This is a genomic window from Pseudooceanicola aquaeponti (assembly GCF_050897975.1).
Lineage (GTDB): Bacteria > Pseudomonadota > Alphaproteobacteria > Rhodobacterales > Rhodobacteraceae > Pseudooceanicola.
Genome location: NZ_JBPAXY010000005.1, coordinates 489385 through 509516, shown reverse-complemented (window position 1 = coordinate 509516; position 20132 = coordinate 489385). Strand labels below are relative to the sequence as shown.

General features: G+C 67.5%; 16 protein-coding genes and 2 tRNA genes. 7 read left to right on the top strand and 11 right to left on the bottom strand.

Annotated features, from left to right (window positions below; translation table 11 throughout):
* Positions 1 to 25 precede the first annotated feature (25 nt).
* Positions 26 to 1456, bottom strand: a complete 1431-nt coding sequence (locus ACRARE_RS14875; protein ID WP_432657232.1) for a S1C family serine protease — start codon at positions 1454 to 1456, stop codon at positions 26 to 28.
* A 216-nt stretch (positions 1457 to 1672) separates the two neighbouring features.
* Here ACRARE_RS14875 and ACRARE_RS14870 point away from each other — a divergent pair, with 216 nt between their 5' ends.
* Positions 1673 to 2368: a hypothetical protein gene (locus tag ACRARE_RS14870; protein WP_432657231.1), complete on the top strand. Its 696-nt coding sequence runs from the start codon at positions 1673 to 1675 to the stop codon at positions 2366 to 2368.
* 165 nt (positions 2369 to 2533) lie between these two features.
* Here ACRARE_RS14870 and ACRARE_RS14865 read toward each other — a convergent pair whose 3' ends face one another.
* The 7 genes from ACRARE_RS14865 to ACRARE_RS14835 all read right to left on the bottom strand — a co-directional run bounded on the left by ACRARE_RS14865 (position 2534) and on the right by ACRARE_RS14835 (position 7648).
* Positions 2534 to 3109, bottom strand: a complete 576-nt coding sequence (locus ACRARE_RS14865) for a TetR/AcrR family transcriptional regulator (protein WP_432657230.1) — start codon at positions 3107 to 3109, stop codon at positions 2534 to 2536.
* Between the two features lie 571 nt (positions 3110 to 3680).
* The gene (locus ACRARE_RS14860) at positions 3681 to 4664 is read right to left on the bottom strand and encodes an NAD(P)H-dependent flavin oxidoreductase (protein ID WP_432657229.1); all 984 of its coding nucleotides are present in this window, start codon (positions 4662 to 4664) and stop codon (positions 3681 to 3683) included.
* Positions 4665 to 4813: 149 nt separating this feature from the next.
* The gene (locus ACRARE_RS14855) at positions 4814 to 5848 is read right to left on the bottom strand and encodes an ABC transporter ATP-binding protein (protein WP_432657228.1); all 1035 of its coding nucleotides are present in this window, start codon (positions 5846 to 5848) and stop codon (positions 4814 to 4816) included.
* Positions 5849 to 6049: 201 nt separating this feature from the next.
* Positions 6050 to 6124, bottom strand: a tRNA-Gly gene (locus tag ACRARE_RS14850).
* Between the two features lie 39 nt (positions 6125 to 6163).
* Positions 6164 to 6238: transfer RNA gene (locus tag ACRARE_RS14845), tRNA-Gly, on the bottom strand.
* Positions 6239 to 6399: 161 nt separating this feature from the next.
* Positions 6400 to 7098 carry an SH3 domain-containing protein gene (locus ACRARE_RS14840; RefSeq protein ID WP_432657227.1) on the bottom strand — a complete coding sequence of 233 codons (699 nt, stop codon included), beginning with the start codon at positions 7096 to 7098 and terminating at the stop codon, positions 6400 to 6402.
* 124 nt (positions 7099 to 7222) lie between these two features.
* The gene (locus ACRARE_RS14835; RefSeq protein ID WP_432657226.1) at positions 7223 to 7648 is read right to left on the bottom strand and encodes an organic hydroperoxide resistance protein; all 426 of its coding nucleotides are present in this window, start codon (positions 7646 to 7648) and stop codon (positions 7223 to 7225) included.
* 122 nt (positions 7649 to 7770) lie between these two features.
* Between ACRARE_RS14835 and ACRARE_RS14830 the strand changes: the two genes are divergently transcribed.
* Entirely contained in the window at positions 7771 to 8280 is a 510-nt protein-coding gene (locus ACRARE_RS14830; RefSeq protein WP_432657225.1) for a MarR family winged helix-turn-helix transcriptional regulator, read from the top strand.
* Here ACRARE_RS14830 and ACRARE_RS14825 read toward each other — a convergent pair.
* Positions 8271 to 8921, bottom strand: a complete 651-nt coding sequence (locus ACRARE_RS14825) for a thermonuclease family protein (protein ID WP_432657224.1) — start codon at positions 8919 to 8921, stop codon at positions 8271 to 8273. The two genes, ACRARE_RS14830 and ACRARE_RS14825, sit on opposite strands and share 10 nt — an antisense overlap.
* Positions 8922 to 9048: 127 nt before the next feature.
* On the opposite strand from ACRARE_RS14825, the gene ACRARE_RS14820 reads away from it, so the two are divergent.
* A complete protein-coding gene (locus ACRARE_RS14820; RefSeq protein ID WP_432657223.1) occupies positions 9049 to 9204 on the top strand; it encodes a hypothetical protein in 156 nt (51 codons plus the stop codon).
* A 378-nt stretch (positions 9205 to 9582) separates the two neighbouring features.
* On the opposite strand, the gene ACRARE_RS14815 is transcribed toward ACRARE_RS14820, so the two are convergent.
* A complete protein-coding gene (locus ACRARE_RS14815; protein ID WP_432657222.1) occupies positions 9583 to 13026 on the bottom strand; it encodes a pyruvate carboxylase in 3444 nt (1147 codons plus the stop codon).
* A gap of 312 nt (positions 13027 to 13338) precedes the next feature.
* On the opposite strand from ACRARE_RS14815, the gene ACRARE_RS14810 reads away from it, so the two are divergent.
* On the top strand, positions 13339 to 15777 hold the full coding sequence (locus ACRARE_RS14810; RefSeq protein ID WP_432657221.1) for an ATP-dependent helicase: 2439 nt from the start codon (positions 13339 to 13341) through the stop codon (positions 15775 to 15777).
* A gap of 353 nt (positions 15778 to 16130) precedes the next feature.
* Positions 16131 to 16820 (top strand): hypothetical protein, encoded by a 690-nt coding sequence (locus ACRARE_RS14805; RefSeq protein WP_432657220.1) that lies wholly within the window; start codon positions 16131 to 16133, stop codon positions 16818 to 16820.
* Between the two features lie 12 nt (positions 16821 to 16832).
* Here ACRARE_RS14805 and ACRARE_RS14800 read toward each other — a convergent pair whose 3' ends face one another.
* A complete protein-coding gene (locus ACRARE_RS14800; protein WP_432657219.1) occupies positions 16833 to 17051 on the bottom strand; it encodes a DUF1127 domain-containing protein in 219 nt (72 codons plus the stop codon).
* Between the two features lie 555 nt (positions 17052 to 17606).
* On the opposite strand from ACRARE_RS14800, the gene ACRARE_RS14795 reads away from it, so the two are divergent.
* Entirely contained in the window at positions 17607 to 18710 is a 1104-nt protein-coding gene (locus tag ACRARE_RS14795) for an Mrp/NBP35 family ATP-binding protein (RefSeq protein ID WP_432657218.1), read from the top strand.
* 779 nt (positions 18711 to 19489) lie between these two features.
* Positions 19490 to 20131, top strand: coding sequence for a division/cell wall cluster transcriptional repressor MraZ (locus ACRARE_RS14790; protein ID WP_432657217.1), 642 nt, complete (start codon positions 19490 to 19492; stop codon positions 20129 to 20131).
* The last annotated feature ends 1 nt before the right edge of the window (position 20132 follow it).

Genomic DNA, 20132 nt, shown 5'->3' with positions numbered 1-20132 from the left:
CGGGGGCGTCAGAAGGGTGGCGGCGTCAGAAAGGAATAACGGCGGGATCAAGGGCATTGCCGGTGACCGGGCGGGCCAGCGAGGGCGCGGCGGCGGGATCCAGCAGCAGGTGCAGCTGCCGCCCGTCGCGGGCAAGGCGCAGCAGCTGCGGCGACAGGGCGCGCGGCGCGGGGCGGGCGCCTTCGGCACCGTTCACCGCCTCGATCCGGTCGCCCGGGGCCAGCCCGGCGGCAAAGGCCGGGCTGTCGGGCGCCACGGCCAGCACCTGGCCGTTGTCCGCATCCAGGGTCAGGCCCAGGTCGACGGGTTCGGTCGGGGCGCTGCCCCTGGCCGTGGGCGCGGGGGTGGGCTGCGGCAGGTCGGCGGCGGTCAGGGTCAGGGACAGCGCCCGCTCGCGCGGGGTGGCGCCGGGGCGCAGCAGGCGCAGGGTCAGCGCCGGGCCGCCGCGATCGGCCAGGGCAAAGGCCAGGGCCCCGGGCGAGGGCAAGGGGCGGTCGTCGAGCGTGATCAGCACATCGCCGGGCCTCACCCCGGCGCGGGCGGCGGCGCCCCCGGGGGTGATGTCGTCAACCAGCAGCGCCGGTGCCTCCAGCGTCAGGCCCAGCAGGGCGGCCCGGGGGGCGGGCAGGGGGCGCAGGTGCAGCCCGAGGTTGGGCACCGGCACCAGGCTGTCGGCGATCAGCCCCTGCACCACCGCAATGGGGATCGCATAGGACACCCCGGTGAAAAAGCGCGAGCCATCGGCGATGCGGGCATTCACCGCCACCACCCGCCCGGCCCCGTTCAGCAAAGGCCCGCCGGACGAGCCGGGGTTGATCGCCGCGTCATGCTGGTAAAGGTGCAGCGGCACCGCCGGGTCCACCTGCCGCGCGGGGTGGGAGAGGCTGCCCCGGGTGACGCTTTGCGCCAGTTCCAGCGGGGCGCCCAGGGCATAGAGGCTCTGGCCCAGCCGGGGCGGGGTGGCCGCCGCGCTTAGCCCCGGGGCGGGGGCGGGCCCGTCGAGGGTGAAGACCGCCAGATCGCGCGCGGCATCCCGGCGGAGCAGGGTGGCGCCGATCTGGCGGCCATCGCCGAAGCGCGCCGTCAGCCGGGCATGGTCGCGCACCACATGGGCATTGGTCACCAGATAGGCCCGGGGACCAAACAGAAAGCCCGAGCCCAGCATCGCCCCGGCGCCCTCGGGAGCGTAAAGCTGCACCGTGGCGCGCAGGGCCTCTTGCAGCAGGGCGGCGGTCTGCACGGTCTCGGGGGTGGTGCCGGTGGCGGCCCCGCCCATCTGTCCGGCCAGGGGCGGCGTGCCTGCGGACGGCCCGCCGCCAGACTGGGCCAGCCCCCCGGGGGGCACCAGCACCGCACTCCCGGCCAGCAGCAGGGCGCCAAGCCCGCGCCGGGTCCGGGCGGGCCAGCTGGGGCGCGCCCGGGGCGGCTGAGAGGGCTGGTCTGGGGCCTGCGGCATCGGCTGTCCTCACTTGCGCCGCGCAAGGGCGGCCTGTCTCAAGTTCTAGTGCTAACCCTGCGATCCGGGCAACTCACATGACATATTGCGTCACAGAGGCCCGGGGGCGGCCCTGCGGCGTCCTGCGCCCAGTTTTTCGTTGAAATGCCCCGGCGCCGGGGCAAGACTTGATCCCGCAGGCCTGGGGCGCCTGCGGGGCCAGAGGAGAGGATCAGAATGCGCATTTCGCTGTCGCTTGCCGCTGCCCGGCATGGCGGGGCTTCGGGGTTGGCCCGGGTCCTGACCTCTGCCCTGACGCTGGCCTGCCTGCTGCCCGCCGCGCCTGTGGCCGCGCAAAGCGTGATCCGCAACGCCGAGCTGTCGGCGCGTCTTTTCGAGGCGGCGGAAGAGTTGGGGGACCCGATGCTGGCGGTGGCGGCGGCGCGGCTGCGCAAGTCGGTGCTGGCCATGCAGGTGCAGCGCCAGCCGCAGAAGGACGGGCCGCCCGCCACCGGCATCCAGCCCGAACCGCGCCTGCTGTCCTGGCAGCAGATGCTGGCCCGGGCGCTGGAGATGTCGAACGGATCGGACACCATCGCCCGGCTGGCCGATGACGTGAAATTCGCCGGCACCAAGGGGGTGGCCTCGGGGCAGGTCTATTCGATCACCACGATTTCGGGAAATGGCCGCGATACCTATCCGCCGCTGGAATATGTCGGCGGCGATTACGCCGAGGTCTATGTCGAGGCCAAGGACACCGGCGCCGATCTGAACCTTTTCGTGCGCGACGGGCAGGGGCGGCTGGTCTGTTCGGATACCGATATCAGCGCCATCGCCTATTGCGGTTGGCGCCCGGCCACCTCGGAGTTTTTCACCGTCGAAGTGGTCAATCGCGGCCCGGCGGCCAGCTCCTATGCGCTGATCACCAACTGAACTGACGGAACCTGTACTGACGGGGCGGTCGCAACGGCCCCTTGGTCTGCGCGCGTTCCGGGCGCGGCGGGGCCGGGGCTGCGCCCGTCTGCGGTTGCGGAACTGAGGGGGGGGGGAAGGGGGCGGCGACCTGGCGATGGCGCGGCGCGACCCCCGGAGCGCGGGCTAGCGGCTTTGCAGCCCGTGCAGCACCTGGTCGAGGAAGGCCCGCGCGGTGGCCTCCGGGTCGGCGCTGCCGCCGTGCTGTTCCAGGCTGTAGGCCATGATCCAGTTGATCGCGCCGATCAGGAACAGGGCCGTGCTTTCGGTCTCGACCTGACGCAGATGGCCTTCGGCCACGGCCTCGTCCAGCATGTCCTGGATCGTGTCGCGCAGGGCATCCCGGCGCGCGATCAGCTGCTGCTGCATCGAGGCGGGCAGGGCACGGATGTTGATCAGCGTCGCATAGCTGCCGGCGTCTTCGATGACATGGCACAGGAAGGCCAGGTAGAAGGCGCGGAACCTCTCGAAGGCGCTGCCCTCGACCGCTTCGGTCTCGGCCTGGGCGCGCTCACCGGCTTTCAGGCTGATCTCGATGCACTCGTAGAGCAGTTCTTCCTTGTTGCGGAAGTAGTAGTAGAGCGCCGTCTTGGTCACGCCGATGCGGTCGGCGATCTCATCCAGCGACGTCGCATGATAGCCTTTCTCGTTGAAAAGGCGGGACGCGACCCGAAGTGCTGCGCGGCGTTTACGTTCACGCATTTCCTCACGTGACGCGATCTCCCCATTCCAATCTGCCATTTGCCCCTCAGTCTTTATGTTGGTGCGGTGATTCGGGAATCGGGCCCGTTTCACGGCGAAGCTGTAGACAAATAATATTGCCGATTAATCCGGAGCGACATTGTCGCGCAGGAAACTCTCCAGACTCGCGGGTCATGGAACCCCCCTGGATCGTCCGCGCACCCTCTAGGCCGGAACTTAGGCACTGAAAAGCCCCGGAAATGCGAAACCGGGGGTGCCTCTGCAATAAAACTGCAATAACGCCATTGCCTGCCTGTATTGGGCGGGAATGGGGCAAGGCAATTTAATTTGACGGCAAGATACGCGGGCGGAGGGCGCGGCTGCAAGCGATCTCTGCCAGGGGAAAGAAATTTTGTCGCCAATGCGTATCAATTGTATTCGCATAGAATGTATGCTTGGCGAGAAATGCATCTCTGGCGTGTGGATGTGAAAGGGCCGGCGCGATCAAGTGACCACGCCGACCCCCAAAAATCGACCAATTGTTGAGCGAAAATTCGCCAATGTCCCGGCGCCGCCGCCGGGACCTGCGGCCTTAGCTGCGCTGCCAGCCGAGCTGCGCCGCCAGACGGTCCTGCGCGGCGAGGAACTCGCGCTCCAGCCGGTCGACCAGCTGGGCCGCGGGCAACACCTCTTTCACCGCGCCGATGCCCTGACCCGAGCCCCAGATTTCCGACCAGCTCTTGGGCTTGGCCCCGCCGAAATCCATCTTCGACGGATCCGAGATTTCCAGTGCCTCGGGGTCCATCCCGGCATTGGCGACCGAGGGTTTCAGGTAATTGCCCCAGACCCCGGTGAAGAGGTTGGAATAGACGATGTCGGAGGCGCCGCATTCGGTGATCATCTGCTTGTAGGCCTCGACCGCATTCGCCTCTTCGGTGGCGATGAAGGCCGAGCCCGCATAGCCGCCGTCGGCGCCCATGGCCAGGGCCGCCAGCAGGCTGTCGCCGCGCGCGATGGCGCCCGACAGGAACAGGGGGCCTTCGAACCATTCGCGGATTTCCTGCACCAGGGCGAAGGGCGATTGCGCCCCCGCATGGCCGCCCGCGCCCGCCGCCACGGCGATCAGACCGTCGGCGCCCTTTTCGATCGCCTTGTGGGCGAAGCGGTTGTTGATGATGTCGTGCAGCACGATGCCACCGCAGGAATGGGCCGCCTCGTTCACCTCGGGGCGCGCGCCCAGCGAGGTGATCCAGACCGGCACCTTGTGCTTGGCGCAGATCTCGACGTCACGCTCCAGCCGGGCGTTCGACTTGTGCACGATCTGGTTCACCGCATAGGGCGCCGCCGGATTGTCGGGGTTTTCCTGGTTATGCCGGTCCAGCTCTTCGTTGATCCGGGTCAGCCAGCGTTCCAGCTCGATCGGCTCGCCCGCCTTTTCGCGGGCGTTCAGGGCCGGGAAGGACCCGACGATGCCCGCCTTGCACTGGGCGATGACCAGATCGGGGTTCGAGATGATGAAAAGCGGGCTGCCGATCAGCGGCAGACGCAGGTTGGAGAGCGCTTTGGGCAGGCTCATGGATTCCTCCCGGATGATTTTCCTCGGCTTCAGAGGTGGCACGGGGGCGCGCGGGTGTCACCTCTGTCGCTGCGTCACGGGCCGGTCTCGGGTGACGTTGGGGCAGTGCGGGGCCTTCGGCGGGCCGGGCGGGGGCCCCGGGCGGTCTGTCAGGGCAGGGCCCAGACCGGATTGGCCCGCAGGCTGACGACCTCGCCGCGCTGAAGCGGGCGGGCGCAGGTGAAGGGCAGCGGCTCGGCCAGGCCGGGCACCTCGGCCAGGGCTTCCCAGCTGCCGCCGCGATAGGTGACGCGGCTGACCTGGCCGGTCAGGGTGCCGGGGCTGCCGGGATCGGCGCGGCGCAGGTCGGCGGGGCGGATCACCACCCGGCCCGGTCCCTGGGCCTGGGCGGCGGCGGCCACCAGCGGCACCCGCGCCGGGCCCAGATCGGCCTGGCCTTCGGCGAAATCCGCCGCCAGCACCGCCGACTGGCCGATGAAGCGGGCCACATGTTCGCTGGCCGGGCGGTCGTGGACCTCTTCCGGCGTGCCCACCTGGGCGAAGCGGCCGTTCTCCATCACCGCGACCTGGGTCGCCAGGGCCATGGCCTCGCGCTGATCATGGGTGATGTAGATGATCGTGGCGCCCGAGGCGGCATGGAAGGCGGCCAGCTCTTCCTCCATCCGGGTGCGCAGATGCGGGTCGAGATTGGCCAGCGGCTCATCCATCAGCACCACCCGGGCGCCAGAGGCCAGGCAGCGGGCCAGGGCGACGCGCTGGCGCTGCCCCCCCGACAGTTCCGCCGGTTTGCGGCTGGCATATTGGGTCAGTGAGACGGTGCCCAGGTGCACCTGCGCCGCTTCGCGCGCCCGGGCGCGGGGCATCCCGTCGCATTCCAGCGGGAAAGAGACATTGCCGGTCACATCCATATGCGGCCACAGCGCATAGGTCTGGAACACCACCGCCACGTCGCGATCTTCGGGGGGCACATGGTGGCCCGGCCCCGAGGCGGGCAGGCCCGACAGGTGGATCCGGCCTTCGTCCAGCGGCTCCAGCCCGGCGATCAGGCGCAGAAGGGTGGATTTGCCGCAGCCCGAGGGGCCCAGCACGGTGAAGAAGGCGCCTTCGGGAATCTCGACGGTGATTCCATCGACCGCGGTTTCGCTGCCGAACCGCTTTCGCGCCTCGCTGATACTGACCGTCATCCTGCACCCCAGTGTTTTGACCGCCCGTTTAGTATGCGGGACGTATCAAGTTAAGGGCAAGGAAAGTGAAGCTTTTGCGACAGGCTGGGCCCGATACCGCCATAGGGGCAGGGGGACCGTCGGGGGCTGGCGAAGACCAGACCGCAGAGCTTCGGCCCGATCCCGTGGGATCGTCGAAGCATCTGCGATGTCTTGGTAAGTTGGAGCGGGCGAGGCGATTCGAACGCCCGACCCTAACCTTGGCAAGGTTATGCTCTACCCCTGAGCTACGCCCGCATCCGGTTCGACGGGTGGGTTTCCCGTCTGGGGTCCAATTGGAGCGGGCGAGGCGATTCGAACGCCCGACCCTAACCTTGGCAAGGTTATGCTCTACCCCTGAGCTACGCCCGCTTCCTTTTGGTGAGGCACGATGTACAAAGACGGCCCGGCGGCTGCAAGAGGAAATTTCGAGCTTTTTGCGGAATTTGTGACACGGGCCCGTGGCAGGCGGTGCGGCGCCCCCTGGGGACGGCGGCGGGGCGGTGTCTGAGCCGTTGTCCAGGGTGCCGGGCCTAGTCCACCGCGCCGCGCAGCCGCGCCAGATAGCTGGCCAGATGCGCCTGGGTGACATCGCCGTCATAGCACAGCGGCTCGTAGCCGCCCGGGCGCGACCAGGCACTGGTGCCGCCACAGCGCCGGCCGCCGCGATTGATGCTGTAGGGACAGGGACAGGGGCCGGGATAGGCGGCAATGCTCTGGCGGATGATCTGGGCCCGGGCGCGGGTCAGATCGGCGCCGCCGGGCACCGCCGGGCGCCGTTGCGGCGCGGCAGGCAGGGCGGTGCGGGTGACCAGGCGGGCGCTGGTGCCCGGCGGGGCGGGGGCCAGATAGCGCGCGGCGACCCAGCCTTCGCCCTGGCCCTGCACCCGCAGCCGGGCCCAGCCCTGGCGGGTCTCTATCACCTCGACCGCCCGGCCCCTGGGCAGGCTGCCCACCACCGCCGAGGTGGTCCCCGGCCCGCTGCGCAGGTTCAGGCTGGAGGCGGTGACCACATGGGCGGTGCTTGGCGCGGGGGCCGGGGGCGCGCTTGGCGCGGGCAGGGCGGTCCGTCGCGGCGCCACGGTGGCAGCCTTGTCGGGCTCGACCAGCTGCGGCGGCGCCGGGATCGCGGCAGGTTTCGAAGGCGGGGCCGGGTCGTCGAAGAGGCTCAGCAGCCCGCCGAAACCGGCCAGGATCACCCAGACCCACAGGCTCAGCTTGCGCCGCCGCATCCTCTCGCCTCCCCCTCGCGAATATCTCCCCGCTGCCAGGGTAGGGGGCTTTGGCCGCCCGCTCTACTGTCTTCGGGGTCAGGGCAGAGGCGCCGCCACCCCCGGCGGGGCGGCGGCAGGGCGGTCAGGCGCGGCCCACGGTCACGTCGATATTGCCCCGGGTGGCATGGCTGTAGGGGCAGACCTCATGGGCGGCGGCGATCAGCTGATCCGCCGTGTCGGCCTCCAGACCGGGCAGGCTGACGGTGATCGCCACCTGAAGGGCAAAGCCGCCATCCTCGCGCTTGCCGATGCCGACCTCGGCGCTGGCTTCGGCGCTGTCGGGCACCGCGACCTTCTGCATCCGCGCGACGGCCTTCAGCGCCGACAGGAAACAGGCGGCATAGCCTGCCGCAAACAGCTGCTCGGGGTTGGTGCCGTCCCCGCCCGCGCCGCCCAACTCCTTGGGGGTGACCAGGGCGACCGCCAGGGCGCCATCGGCGGTGGCGGCGCGGCCTTCGCGGCCCCCGGTTGCGGTGGCGGAGGTGGTGTAAAGCGGCGTGATGGACATCGGATTTCCTTTCCTATCGCAGGTGACTATATCGTGTACGATATAAAATAGGACCCGTTGGCGCGAAGGCAAGCCCCACCCCCGGACTTGCGACAAGATCGTGTGCGATCTATCTCAGGGACATGACCCAGGCCTCCGATCCCTCTGCGCCCTCTGGGCCCGACGTCCCCCTGGCGGCGACCGAGGCGCTCTTGTGCTTCAACCTCTATGCGGCCAGCCATGCCTTCATCCGGCTTTACGCCCCCTATCTGGACAAGCTGTCGCTGACCTATCCGCAGTTCCTGGTGCTGCTGCTGCTGCATGGGCAGGACGGCCAGGGGGTGGGCGAGCTGGGCCGCGCCCTGTCGATGGAGACCAACACCCTGTCGCCACTGCTGAAGCGGATGCAGGCGGCGGGGCTCTTGGACCGGGTGCGCTCGACCACGGATGAACGGCGGGTCGAGATCCGGCTGACCGAGACGGGCCGCGCCCGGGCGGCGGCGGCGGCCGAGGTGCCGGGCTGCATCGCCCGCGACGGCGGCCTGTCCGAGGACAGCTATCACCAGAGCCTGGCCACCCTGCGCGCGCTGCGCCGCCAGATCGCCGAGACCGAGGCCCGGGCCCGGGCGCGCGCCCAGGGCGATCAGCGGTAGGGCGCGCGCCAGCCTGCCGCCAGCGCCTCGGCCTCGCTACAGAACCAGCGTTCGCCCTTGCTGGGGTCGATCCGGGTCCGCTCGTAATGGGCGGAATAGGGGGTGTGATAGATGCGCTGGCCCTTGCCGTTGATATTGCCCTTGATCGGACAATCGGCGCGGGGGGCGGTGGCGGCGGTCTGCTGCCAGCGCCCGGCGCGATAGTCCCAGGGCATGACCGGTGTGCCCCGGGCCCAAAGGCCGCGCCCCTCGATCCGGGCCACCTTTTCCTGGTCAACATAGGTCAGCCCGTAGCGGCGAAAGGCCACCGCATGGCCGGCCAGTACCATCTCGGCCCCCAGGTCGCGGCCCTGCACGGTACAGCGGGCCAGCAGCCGGTCGTAAGCATCCATCTCGCTGCCCCGGCAGGTCACCGTCCGCCGCCCCGTCAGCCGTTTCAGATAGGCCGTGGCCCGGGTGCCGCAGGGGGCGCCGTGGCAGTCCTGCCCGGTCTCGGGCGCGTCGATGTCCAGCAGGCGCACCACCTGTCCGCGCAGCTCTAGCGTGTCGCCGTCGATCACCCGCGCGGTTCCCGCGACCTCGCGCGCCAGGGCCGCGCCGGGCAGCAGGAGGCAGAGAGGCAGGATCAGGGACAAGCGCATGGCGACTCCGGGGGCGTTAACAAAGGTTAACGCCAGACCTAGTCGGGATGGGGCGCCGCGATCAAGCTCTTGCCGGATCCGTGGTAAAGAGGCATGAGCGGGCCCAGCATTGTCCAAGGAGGACGCGATGGATTACTCGAAGATGGGGGCGCCCAAGGCGCACAAGGGCGTTCCGCGCCACAAGGCGAAGGATCAGGATCGCACGGCGGCCCAGAAGGGGCGCCCCTCGAAAGAGGAGCTGCTGGAGCGGATGAAGAAGGCGGCCGAGCGCAAGGACGGCTGAGGCCCGCGCGGAGCAGGGGGGCTGCCCCCGCCGCTGGACAGCGGCAAATGGAAAGCAAAGGGGGCTCTGCCCCCGCCGCCGGATGGCGGCACATGGAAGGGAAAAGGGGGCTCTGCCCCCGCCGCCCCGCGGGCGACTTCCCCGGAGTATTTCCGGCTGTCGGATAAGAGAAAGGGCGCCCCACGAGGCGCCCTTTGTGCATCCGTCAAGGGCGTTCTGATATCCCGGCGCGGCGGCAAGGCTCTGCGCGCCTCGCCCCCTCTTCTCTTTTGCCAAAAATATCCCGGGGGAGGCGCCCGCACGGCGGCGGGGGCAGAGCCTCCCTTTTCCGGACATTTGCCGCCCTTCGGCGGCGGGGGCAGAGCCCCTGCCGTCCCCTCAGTCCTCGTATTCCACCAGCAGATCCTTGGCGTCGATCTGCGCGCCGGGCGTCACATGCACCGCCTTGATGGTGCCGTCGCGATCCGCGTGCAGGCCGGTTTCCATCTTCATCGCCTCGATGGTCAGGATCAGGTCGCCCTGTTTCACCGCCTGGCCCGCGCTGACCCCGATCGAGGCCACGACGCCCGGCATCGGGGCCGCCACATGGGCCGCGTTGGTCGGATCCGCCTTGGGCCGCGCCGCGGCGCCGCCGGTGGCCGATCGGTCGGCCACGCGGATCACCCGGGGCTGGCCGTTCAGCTCGAAGAAGACCCGCGCCTCGCCGTCCTCATGGGTTTCGCCCACGGCTTGCAGGCGAATCTCCAGCGTCTTGCCGGGGTCGATCTCGGCCGAGATCTCCTCGCCCTGTTCCATGCCGTAGAAGAAGGTCTTGGTGGGCAGGGTGCGCACGGGGCCGTAAAGGGCGTGGCGGGTGGCGTAGTCGAGGAAGACCTTGGGGTACATCAGGTAGGAGTTGACGTCCTCGTCGTCGACCTCTCGCCCGCCGAGCTTTTCCGAGATCTCCTTGCGCACCGCCTCGAAATCCACGGGCGGCAGATGGGCACCGGGACGTTCGGTATTGGGCGCCTCGCCCTTCAGGATCTTGGCCACCAGCGCGGGCGGGAAGCCGCCCGGGGGCTGGCCCAGGTTGCCGCGCATCATGTCGATCACAGAGTCGGGGAAGGAGATCTCGCGCTCCGGATCCTCGACCTCTTCGCGCGACAGCCCCTGGCTGACCATCATCAGCGCCATGTCGCCCACCACCTTGGACGAGGGCGTCACCTTCACGATGTCGCCGAACATCTGGTTCACCTGGGCATAGGTATGGGCCACGTCGTGCCAGCGTTCCTCCAACCCCATCGAGCGCGCCTGCGCCTTCAGGTTGGTGAACTGCCCGCCGGGCATCTCGTGCAGATAAACCTCCGACGCCGGGGCCTGCATCCCGCTTTCGAAGGCCACGTACTGCGCCCGCACCGCTTCCCAGTAGTCGGACATCTGGCGGATCTGTTCGATATCCAACCCGGTGTCCCGCTCGGTATGCATCAGCGCCTCGACGATCGAGCCCAGGGTCGGCTGCGAGGTATTGCCCGAGAAGCTGTCCATCGCCGCATCGGCGGCATCCACGCCCGCCTCTGCGGCGGCCAGTATGGTGGCGCCCGCGATGCCCGAGGTGTCGTGGGTGTGGAAGTGGATGGGGATCTGGATCTCGTCCTTCAGCGCCTTGAACAGCACCCGCGCGGCGGCGGGTTTCAGCAGCCCCGCCATATCCTTGAGGCCCAGCACATGGGCGCCCGCCGCCTCCAGCTCCTTGGCCATGGCGACGTAGTATTTCAGGTCATATTTCGCCCGGTCGGGGTTCAGGATGTCGCCGGTGTAGCAGACTGTGCCTTCGCAGATCTTGCCGGTGTCGATCACCGCATCCATGGCAACGCGCATGTTCTCGACCCAGTTCAGGCTGTCGAAGACGCGGAAGACATCCATGCCGGTGGCGGCGGCCTGTTTGACGAAGGCCTGCACCACGTTGTCGGGATAGTTGGTATAGCCCACCCCGTTGGAGCCGCGCAGCAGCATCTGGGTCAGGATATTGGGACAGGCGGCGCGGATGTCGCGCAGCCGTTGCCAGGGATCCTCTTGCAGAAAGCGGAAGGCGACGTCGAAGGTGGCGCCGCCCCAGCATTCCAGGCTGAAGAGCTGCGGCAGATTGGCGGCATAGCTGGGGGCGGCGCGGATCATGTCGATCGAGCGCATCCGGGTGGCCAGAAGCGACTGATGGCCGTCGCGCATGGTGGTATCGGTGATCAGCAGCGGCTTCTGCGCCAGCATCCAGTCGGCCACGGCCTTGGGGCCCTTTTCGTCCAGCAGGGTCTTGCTGCCCGGGGGCACCTGCGGCCCGGCGGGGGGCGGGGAGGGCAGTTTGAACCCTTCGGGCAGACCGGCGCGCCCCTTGGTCTCGGGATGGCCGTTGACGGTGACGTCGGCGATATAGGTCAGCACCTTGGTGCCCCGGTCGGCGGGGGTGCGGAAATCGAACAGCTCGGGCGTGGTGTCGATGAATTTCGTGCTGTACTGATTGTTCAGGAAGGTCGGGTGCTTCAGCAGGTTCTGCACGAAGGCAATATTGGTGCTGACGCCGCGAATGCGGAACTCGCGCAACGCGCGGTCCATGCGGGCGATGGCCTTCTCGGGCGTCTGGGCGCTGGCCGTCACCTTCACCAGCAGGCTGTCGTAATAGCGGGTGATCACGCCCCCCGCATAGGCGGTGCCGCCGTCCAGGCGGATGCCCATCCCGGTGGCCGAGCGATAGGCGCTGATGCGGCCATAGTCGGGGATGAAGTTGTTCTGCGGATCCTCGGTGGTGATCCGGGTCTGAAGCGCGTGGCCGGTCAGGCGCACGTCATACTGGCTGGCCTTGCCGGTGGCCTCGGCCAGGCTCTTGCCCTCGGCGATCATGATCTGGGCCTGGACAATGTCGATGCCCGTAACCTCTTCGGTGACGGTGTGTTCCACCTGCACCCGGGGGTTGACCTCGATGAAGTAGAACTTGCCCGTCTCCATATCCATCAGGAACTCGACGGTGCCCGCGCATTCGTAATTCACATGGGCACAGATCTTGCGGCCCAGCTCGCAGATCTCCTCGCGCTGCGCCTCGGAAAGGTAGGGGGCGGGGGCCCGTTCGACGACCTTCTGGTTGCGGCGCTGCACCGAACAGTCGCGTTCATAGAGGTGGTAGATATGGCACTGCTTGTCGCCCAGGATCTGCACCTCGACGTGGCGGGCGCGGGTGATCATCTTTTCCAGATAGCCCTCGCCATTGCCGAAGGCGGCCTCGGCTTCGCGGCGGCCTTCCAGCACCTTGTCCTTCAGCTCTTCCGGGCCGTTGATCGGGCGCATCCCGCGCCCGCCGCCGCCCCAGCTGGCCTTCAGCATCAGCGGATAGCCGATCTCGGCCGCCTCTTTCTCGATGGCGTCGAAGTCATCGCCCAGCACTTCGGTGGCCGGGATCACCGGCACGCCCGCGGCGATGGCCACCTTGCGCGCGCTGGCCTTGTCGCCAAGGGCCCGCATGGTCTCGGCCTTGGGCCCGATGAAGGTGATGCCCGCCGCGACGCAGGCATCGACGAATTCGGGGTTCTCGGACAGCAGGCCATAGCCCGGGTGAATCGCATCGGCCCCGGACATCTTGGCGACGCGGATGATCTCTTCGATCGACAGATAGGCGGCGACCGGGCCCAGCCCCTCGCCGATCTTGTAGGCCTCGTCCGCCTTGAAGCGATGCAGCCCCAGCTTGTCCTCTTCGGCATAGATGGCGACGGTCGTCTTGCCCATCTCGTTTGCCGCCCGCATGATCCGGATGGCGATTTCACCCCGGTTGGCGATGAGAATTTTCTGGAATTCGGCCATGTCTGCTCCTCGTCTGCAGGCACGGGGCGTGCAAATCCGCCCCTTTTCCCCAGCAAACGCGATGCCGCAGCGCAGCGCAAGTGCCGAAGTAATTTGCATGAACAATTAATTCGCTCAGCGCATGGCTTATCCTGTCATGGCGCGGGGATGGGCAGGCGCATCGGCTGCGGCGCAATTCCGGCGGATTGCGACCTGCCGGGCAGGGGCGGCGGGGCGCCCCCTTCGGCGCCGGATCGCCCTGGCGCAAAAAGAGAGAGAACGGAGCGGGAACGTCTCTTTCCCTTGTCCGGCGATTTCGCTAGTCTGATGGCCATGAGCAGTTATTCCGAAGATGACGCATTCGAAGCGGCGGCGGCGCCCGCGCGCGGCTCTCTCACGCAGCGGGCCATGGCCGGGATGCGCAGCACCGCCTATCTGGACGATCTGAACCCCGCGCAGCGCGAGGCGGTCGAGACGCTGGACGGTCCGGTGCTGATGCTGGCGGGGGCGGGCACCGGCAAGACCAAGGCGCTGATGGCGCGGGTGGCGCATCTGATGACTACCGGGCGCGCCCGTCCGGACCAAATCCTGTGCGTCACCTTCACCAACAAGGCCGCGAAAGAGATGAAGGACCGGCTGGCGGCGCCGCCCTTCTCGGTGCGCGACTCCGTGCGCTGGATGGGCACCTTCCATGCTATCTGCGTGAAACTGCTGCGCCGCCATGCGGAACTGGCGGGACTGAAGACCAACTTCACCATTCTGGACACCGACGACCAGATCCGCCTGCTGAAACAGGTGATCGCGGCCGCCAATATCGACGAGAAACGCTGGCCCGCGCGGCAGCTGGCCGGGCTGATCGACCACTGGAAGAACCGCTGCTGGACCCCGGCCAAGGTGCCCAACTCGGAAGCGCCGCATTTCAACAATCGCGGCACCGAGCTGTACGAACACTATCAGACCCGCCTGCGCGAGCTGAACGCGGTCGACTTCGGTGACCTGCTGCTGCACATGGTCACCATCTTCCAGGCCCACCCCGATGTGCTGGAGCAGTACCAGCGCTGGTTCAAATACATCCTGGTGGACGAATACCAGGATACCAACGTGGCGCAGTACATGTGGCTGCGTCTGCTGGCGGGGGCGCATAAGAACATCTGCTGCGTGGGCGATGACGACCAGTCGATCTATGGCTGGCGCGGCGCCGAGGTGGGCAACATCCTGCGGTTCGAAAAGGATTTTCCCGGCGCCAAGGTGGTGCGGCTGGAACAGAACTATCGCTCGACCCCGCATATCCTGGCCGCCGCCTCGGCGGTGATCGCGGGCAATGAAAACCGCCTGGGCAAGACCCTGTGGACCGAGGCCGAAGAGGGCGAGAAGATCCGCCTGATCGGCCATTGGGACGGCGACGAAGAGGCCCGCTGGATCGGCGACGAGATCGAGGCGCTGCAAGGCGGCACTCGGGCGCTGCGCCGCTTCTCGGCCGATGAAATGGCGATCCTGGTGCGCGCCTCGCACCAGATGCGCGCCTTCGAAGACCGCTTCCTGACCATCGGCCTGCCCTATCGCGTCATCGGCGGCCCGCGCTTCTACGAACGGCTCGAGATTCGCGATGCCATGGCCTATTTCCGCCTGGTGACTTCGCCCAGCGATGACCTGGCGTTCGAGCGGATCGTCAACCAGCCCAAGCGTGGCCTGGGCGACAAGGCCCAGCAGAAGATCCAGATGGCGGCCCGGGCCAATGGCACCTCGCTGCTGGATGGGGCGCGGATCCTGTTGCAGGACAAGGGACTTACGGGGAAGGGCGCGGCGCAGCTGTCGCTGTTCATCGACCAGATCGACCGCTGGCACGAGGTGGCCCGGCTGCACACCACCGCCGCCACCCTGGCGGATGAAGACGATGTGGTGATGGACGACGACCGGCCCCAGGCGCCGTTTTCCCATGTCGAGCTGGCCGAACAGATCCTCGACGAATCGGGCTACACCGAGATGTGGCAGAACGACAAGAACCCGGATTCGCCCGGCCGGCTGGAGAACCTCAAGGAACTGGTCAAGGCGCTGGACAATTTCGACAACCTGCAAGGGTTCCTCGAACATGTCGCGCTGATCATGGACAACGAACGCAACGACGATGCCGAACCCAAGGTGTCGATCATGACCCTGCACGCGGCCAAGGGGCTGGAGTTTCCGGTGGTCTTCCTGCCCGGCTGGGAAGACGGGCTCTTTCCCTCGCAACGCTCGATGGACGAATCGGGCCTGAAGGGCCTCGAAGAGGAGCGCCGCCTGGCCTATGTGGGCATCACCCGCGCCGAAGAGCTGTGCACGATCTCCTTCGCGGGCAACCGGCGGGTCTTCGGGCAATGGCAAAGCCAGCTGCCCTCGCGGTTCATCGACGAGTTGTCGGAAGAGGATGTCGAGGTGCTGACGCCCCCGGGTCTCTACGGTGGCGGCTATGGTGCGGCCTCGGGCGGGTCGGTGCAATCGGGGATCGAGACGCGCATGGCCGAGGCCAATGTCTACAACTCCCCCGGCTGGCGCCGGATGCAGGCCCGCGCGGGCGAGCGCCCGGTCAGCCAGCCGCGCGAAAGCCGCAGCCCGGTCATCGACATGACCGCCGCTTCGTCCCACACGGTAGGCGAGCGGGTGTTCCACCAGAAGTTCGGCTATGGCGAGATCCTGGGGGTCGAGGGTGACAAGCTCGAGATCGCCTTCGACAAGGCCGGGGTGAAGAAGGTCGTGGCGAAATTCGTCACCAATCCGGATGACGTGCCCTTCTGAGGGTTTGCATCAACGGATCGGAGGGGGCGGGCGCTCTGCCCGGTGGTCGTCGCAGGTGACACATGTGACAGGCAGGGGGCCCTGCCCCCCTGCCGCGCTGCGCGCGTCATTCCCCCCGGAGTATTTCCAGCCATCGAATGGAAAGAAGGCGCTCCCGCAGCTGTGCCGGACTTGCGCAAAGGGGTGGTCGCAGGGCCCTGGTCTTGCGGGGCAACGGTGCCGCGCCGGGCTTCGGCGCACTCTATCCTGAAGCTACAAATGCTCTGGGGGCGAATTGAGCCCGGCAGGGGCCCAAGAGGGGGCAAGGCCCCCTGCGCAGCTGGGCTGACGCCCAACAACCACCTGTCCTGAAAATGAAAAACCGCGGTGCCCAGGGAGGAGGAGAGGGCACCGCGGTCAATCAACGCGGGCCCAGGGAGGAGGAGAGGGCCGCGTATGTCGTCCAAGACGTCCGGCGGAGGCAGGGAGGAGGAGAGCCTCCGCCGGTCTTGGCATCACCGCTCAGGGAGGAGGAGAGAGCGGCGAAAGTCTGGGGAAGGACCGTTCGGAACGTCCCCGATATGGGTCCGGAGATGCCAGGGAGGAGGAGAGGCATCTCCGGGATACAACGGGCGCTCAGGGAGGAGGAGAGAGCGACCGTATCTGCTGTCAGTGTTCCGGCGGGAGCAGGGAGGAGGAGAGCTCCCGCCGGGACTGACATCACCGCTCAGGGAGGAGGAGAGAGCGGCGAACTGGCTGGGGAAGGACCTTGCGGAACGTCCCCTGAATGGGTCCGGAGATGCCAGGGAGGAGGAGAGGCATCTCCGGGATACAACGACCGCTCAGGGAGGAGGAGAGAGCGACCGTATGGGCTGTCAGTGTTCCGGCGGGAGCAGGGAGGAGGAGAGCTCCCGCCGGGACTGACATCACCACCCAGGGAGGAGGAGAGGGTGGCGAACTGTGGTGGAGCCTTTAGCTCCGGTATTCGGTGCGGCGGTGCCAGGGAGGAGGAGAGGCACCGCCGCCAGTCTCAGTGGCCCAGGGAGGAGGAGAGGGCCGACTGATCCCAGGTGTCGTTACGCCGAGGCGCCGTAGGCTTCCTCGTAGGCGACCGACTTGATCATCGACCGGTGCAGGCCCAGGTCCGACAACTCACGGTTGGTAAGCGCGGACAGCTCGGAAATGCTGCGCCGGTATTTGGAGTAGCGTGCGTAGCGGGCCGCCACCGAACCGAGGAACCGGGGGAAGCCGGACTGCGGGGCCAGGGAGGCCGGGGTGTGGGTTGCGTATGCCATTTCACTCATCCTTCACGTAACGAACTCGACATCGTGGGAACGGGTCGAAAACAGGTGTAAACTAGTATCGCAGTTCAGGTTCCGGTCCCTTGCGCCGCTTGTTGGCGCTAACGTTCCGGCTGTCTCCGTCGCCGCTGTTGTGACCTTATTTGCGCATTTGCTGCGTATGCACAATGGACGGATCCTCAACGCCGCTATGCAGCAAGCGCATAAGCAATCATGACCTAAAGTGAACGCCGCCTTAATGCCCAAGAATTGGGCGGAATATGTGCGGCACCCCAGTAAAACAAGCCTGGGATTCGTGACGCTACGTCGTTTCGATTATATGTGTGGAAATGAATGCCTGGCGGGGCTCCGGGCCGTGCGCCTGGCTGGAGTCTGCGTCGCGCTGCCGTTTCCAAACCGCTTTGGCGGCGCGCCATGCTGCGGTGCAGCAATGGCCGTGCGCCAAGGCGCAGCCGGTTGTTTCGGCGATCTGCGCGGCGCCCCTTGTTCCTTGCGCCAAAATGCGCACCTTGACGCAAAGCCCGTCTCAGGCCTGAAGGAGTGCCCCCCGTGACCGTGACCCGTGACCAGATTCTGGACGAATTGAACCGTCTGACCCTGCCCGATGGCGGCTCTCTTGTCAGTCGCGACATGATCCGCGCCCTGTCGGTCGAGGGCGGCACGGTGCGCTTTGTCATCGAGGCGCCCGATCCTGCCACCGCCCGCAAGATGGAGGCGATCCGCGCCGCCGCCGAGGATCTGGTCGCCGCCCTGCCGGGAATCGAGCGGGTCACCGCCGCGCTGACCGCCCATGAGGGCAAGCCCTCGGGCGCGGGGCGCGGGGCCGCCCCCGCAGGCGCCGGGGCGCCCCCGAGCCTGAAGCTGGGCGGCCACCCCAAGCCGCAGACCGCGCCGATGCGCCCGGCAGGGGTGAAGCGGATCCTGGCCATCGGTTCGGGCAAGGGGGGCGTGGGCAAATCCACCGTTTCCTCCAACCTGGCGGTGGCCCTGGCGAAACAGGGCCGCAAGGTCGGTCTGCTGGATGCCGATATCTACGGCCCTTCGCAGCCGCGCATGATGGGGGCCACGAAACGGCCCGCCTCGCCCGATGGCCAGACGATCGAGCCGCTGACCGCCCATGGGGTGACCCTGATGTCCATCGGCTTGATGATGGCCGAGGACAAGGCGGTGGTCTGGCGCGGCCCCATGCTTATGGGCGCGATGCAGCAGATGCTGACCCAGGTGCAATGGGGCGAGCTGGACGTGCTGCTGATCGACCTGCCGCCGGGCACCGGCGATGTGCAGCTGACCCTGGGCCAGCGGTCCTCGCTGGACGGGGCGATCATCGTCTCGACCCCGCAGGATGTGGCCCTGCTGGATGCGCGCAAGGCCATCGACATGTTCCAGACCCTGAAGGTGCCGCTGGTCGGCATGGTCGAGAACATGGCCTCTTATATCTGTCCCCAATGCGGGCATGAGGCGCATCCCTTCGGCCATGGCGGCGTTGCCGCCGAGGCCGCGAAGCTGGGCGTGCCCCTGCTGGGCGCCCTGCCGCTGGATCTGGACACCCGCCTGGGCGGCGATGCGGGCACCCCCATTGCCCTGGGCGAGGGGGCGCAGGCCCAGGCCTATGCCGATCTGGCCGCCCGGCTGATCGCCGAAGGGCAGGCCTGAGCCTTTCCCGACGCAGGACGTTATCGCGCTCTTTCCCTTTGCCCCCGGTGCCTGGTGCGCCGGGGGTTTTGCGTCGGGGCAGGGGGGGGCACCGGCCATGGGATGGCCCGGCACCTGCCTGGGGCTCGGTCATGGGATCTTGCGGCACTGGCCCGGTGCGGGCCATGGGATCGCCCGGCACTGGCCCGGTTTTCCCCATGGGACGGCCCGGCACCGCCGGGGTCGGCGCCCGCGCCGGGCCAATCACAGGACAATCGCGCCCCGATCGCGGCGAATCACCCTGGCGAGAGCGCCGGGCAGGCGCGCGAGGGGGAACGACGGGGCCTCTGGCGCCCTGCTTTACCCTACGTCCAGCCCCGGCTTTGCGCTTTTGATGGGGCCTTGTGGGATTGTCGGGCACCGGTCAGGGCGGGCCTCAGGGATCTACCATATCTGGTGGAAAGCCCCCCTTTGGGCCGCAAATTGAGCGCCTGAGCGCCCCTTGCGGACCCCCATATGTTGTTCGCGACCCCTTGCTGGGACTAGGTTTTCCCATGAAATCCCCTAAAAACCATTTGCCTTCCATGTCATCCCATGTAAACCATGTTGGCAGATGAGGACGGGAACATAGGGCATAAGAGGCGACAGACCTCGCAAGACATCCCAGGCAGTTAGTAGTACAGGCCCCGCCTTCATCACACATAACCAGAGATCCGGCGCGCGGGGCGAGCAGACATCCCCCCAGGTGGCCGCGCGTAGTCGGACCACCCGGAAACGGGACGAGGGCGGCGGATAGGGCAGTGGCAGCAGTCCTATCCGCCGTTTTCCGTTTCAGGGAATCGCAACTGGTTTTTCAGGTCAAGTGGGGGCAGGGGACGAGTGGAGCCTTGAGCGAAAAAAGGTTCACGGGTGAAGAGGAGTTCAAGGTGGACTCCAAGGGTCGGGTGTCCATCCCGGCCAAGTTCCGTGCCGTGCTCGAATCCCAGGACAGCGAATACGCCCCCGGCAAGACCGCCCGCATGTATGCCGTCTTTGGTGGCCACCTGGACAATCACGTTGAATGCTATTCGGCCGAGACCATGTCCGAGACGGTCGAGATGATCCTGCGCCTGCCGCAGTCCAAGCCGCGCACCAAGCTGATGCGCCGCTGGTACATCTCGCAATCCACCGAATTTGCCATCGACGACACGGGCCGGATCGTCCTGCCTGCCAAGCTGCGCGAGAAGATCGGCGTGGGCGCGGGCGAGACGGTGCTGTTTGCCGGCGTCGGCAAGACCTTCCAGATCTGGCGGCCCGAGGCCTACGAGGCCATGGTCGAAGAGCAGGAAGCGCTGCTGGACGACGAGGACGAGGATTTCGATCCCGAGGCCCTGCTGGACGATCTGCGGGCCGAGGCCCAGGCGCGGCCGCATCTTTCCCTCGTTCCGTCCTCGGAGGATTGAT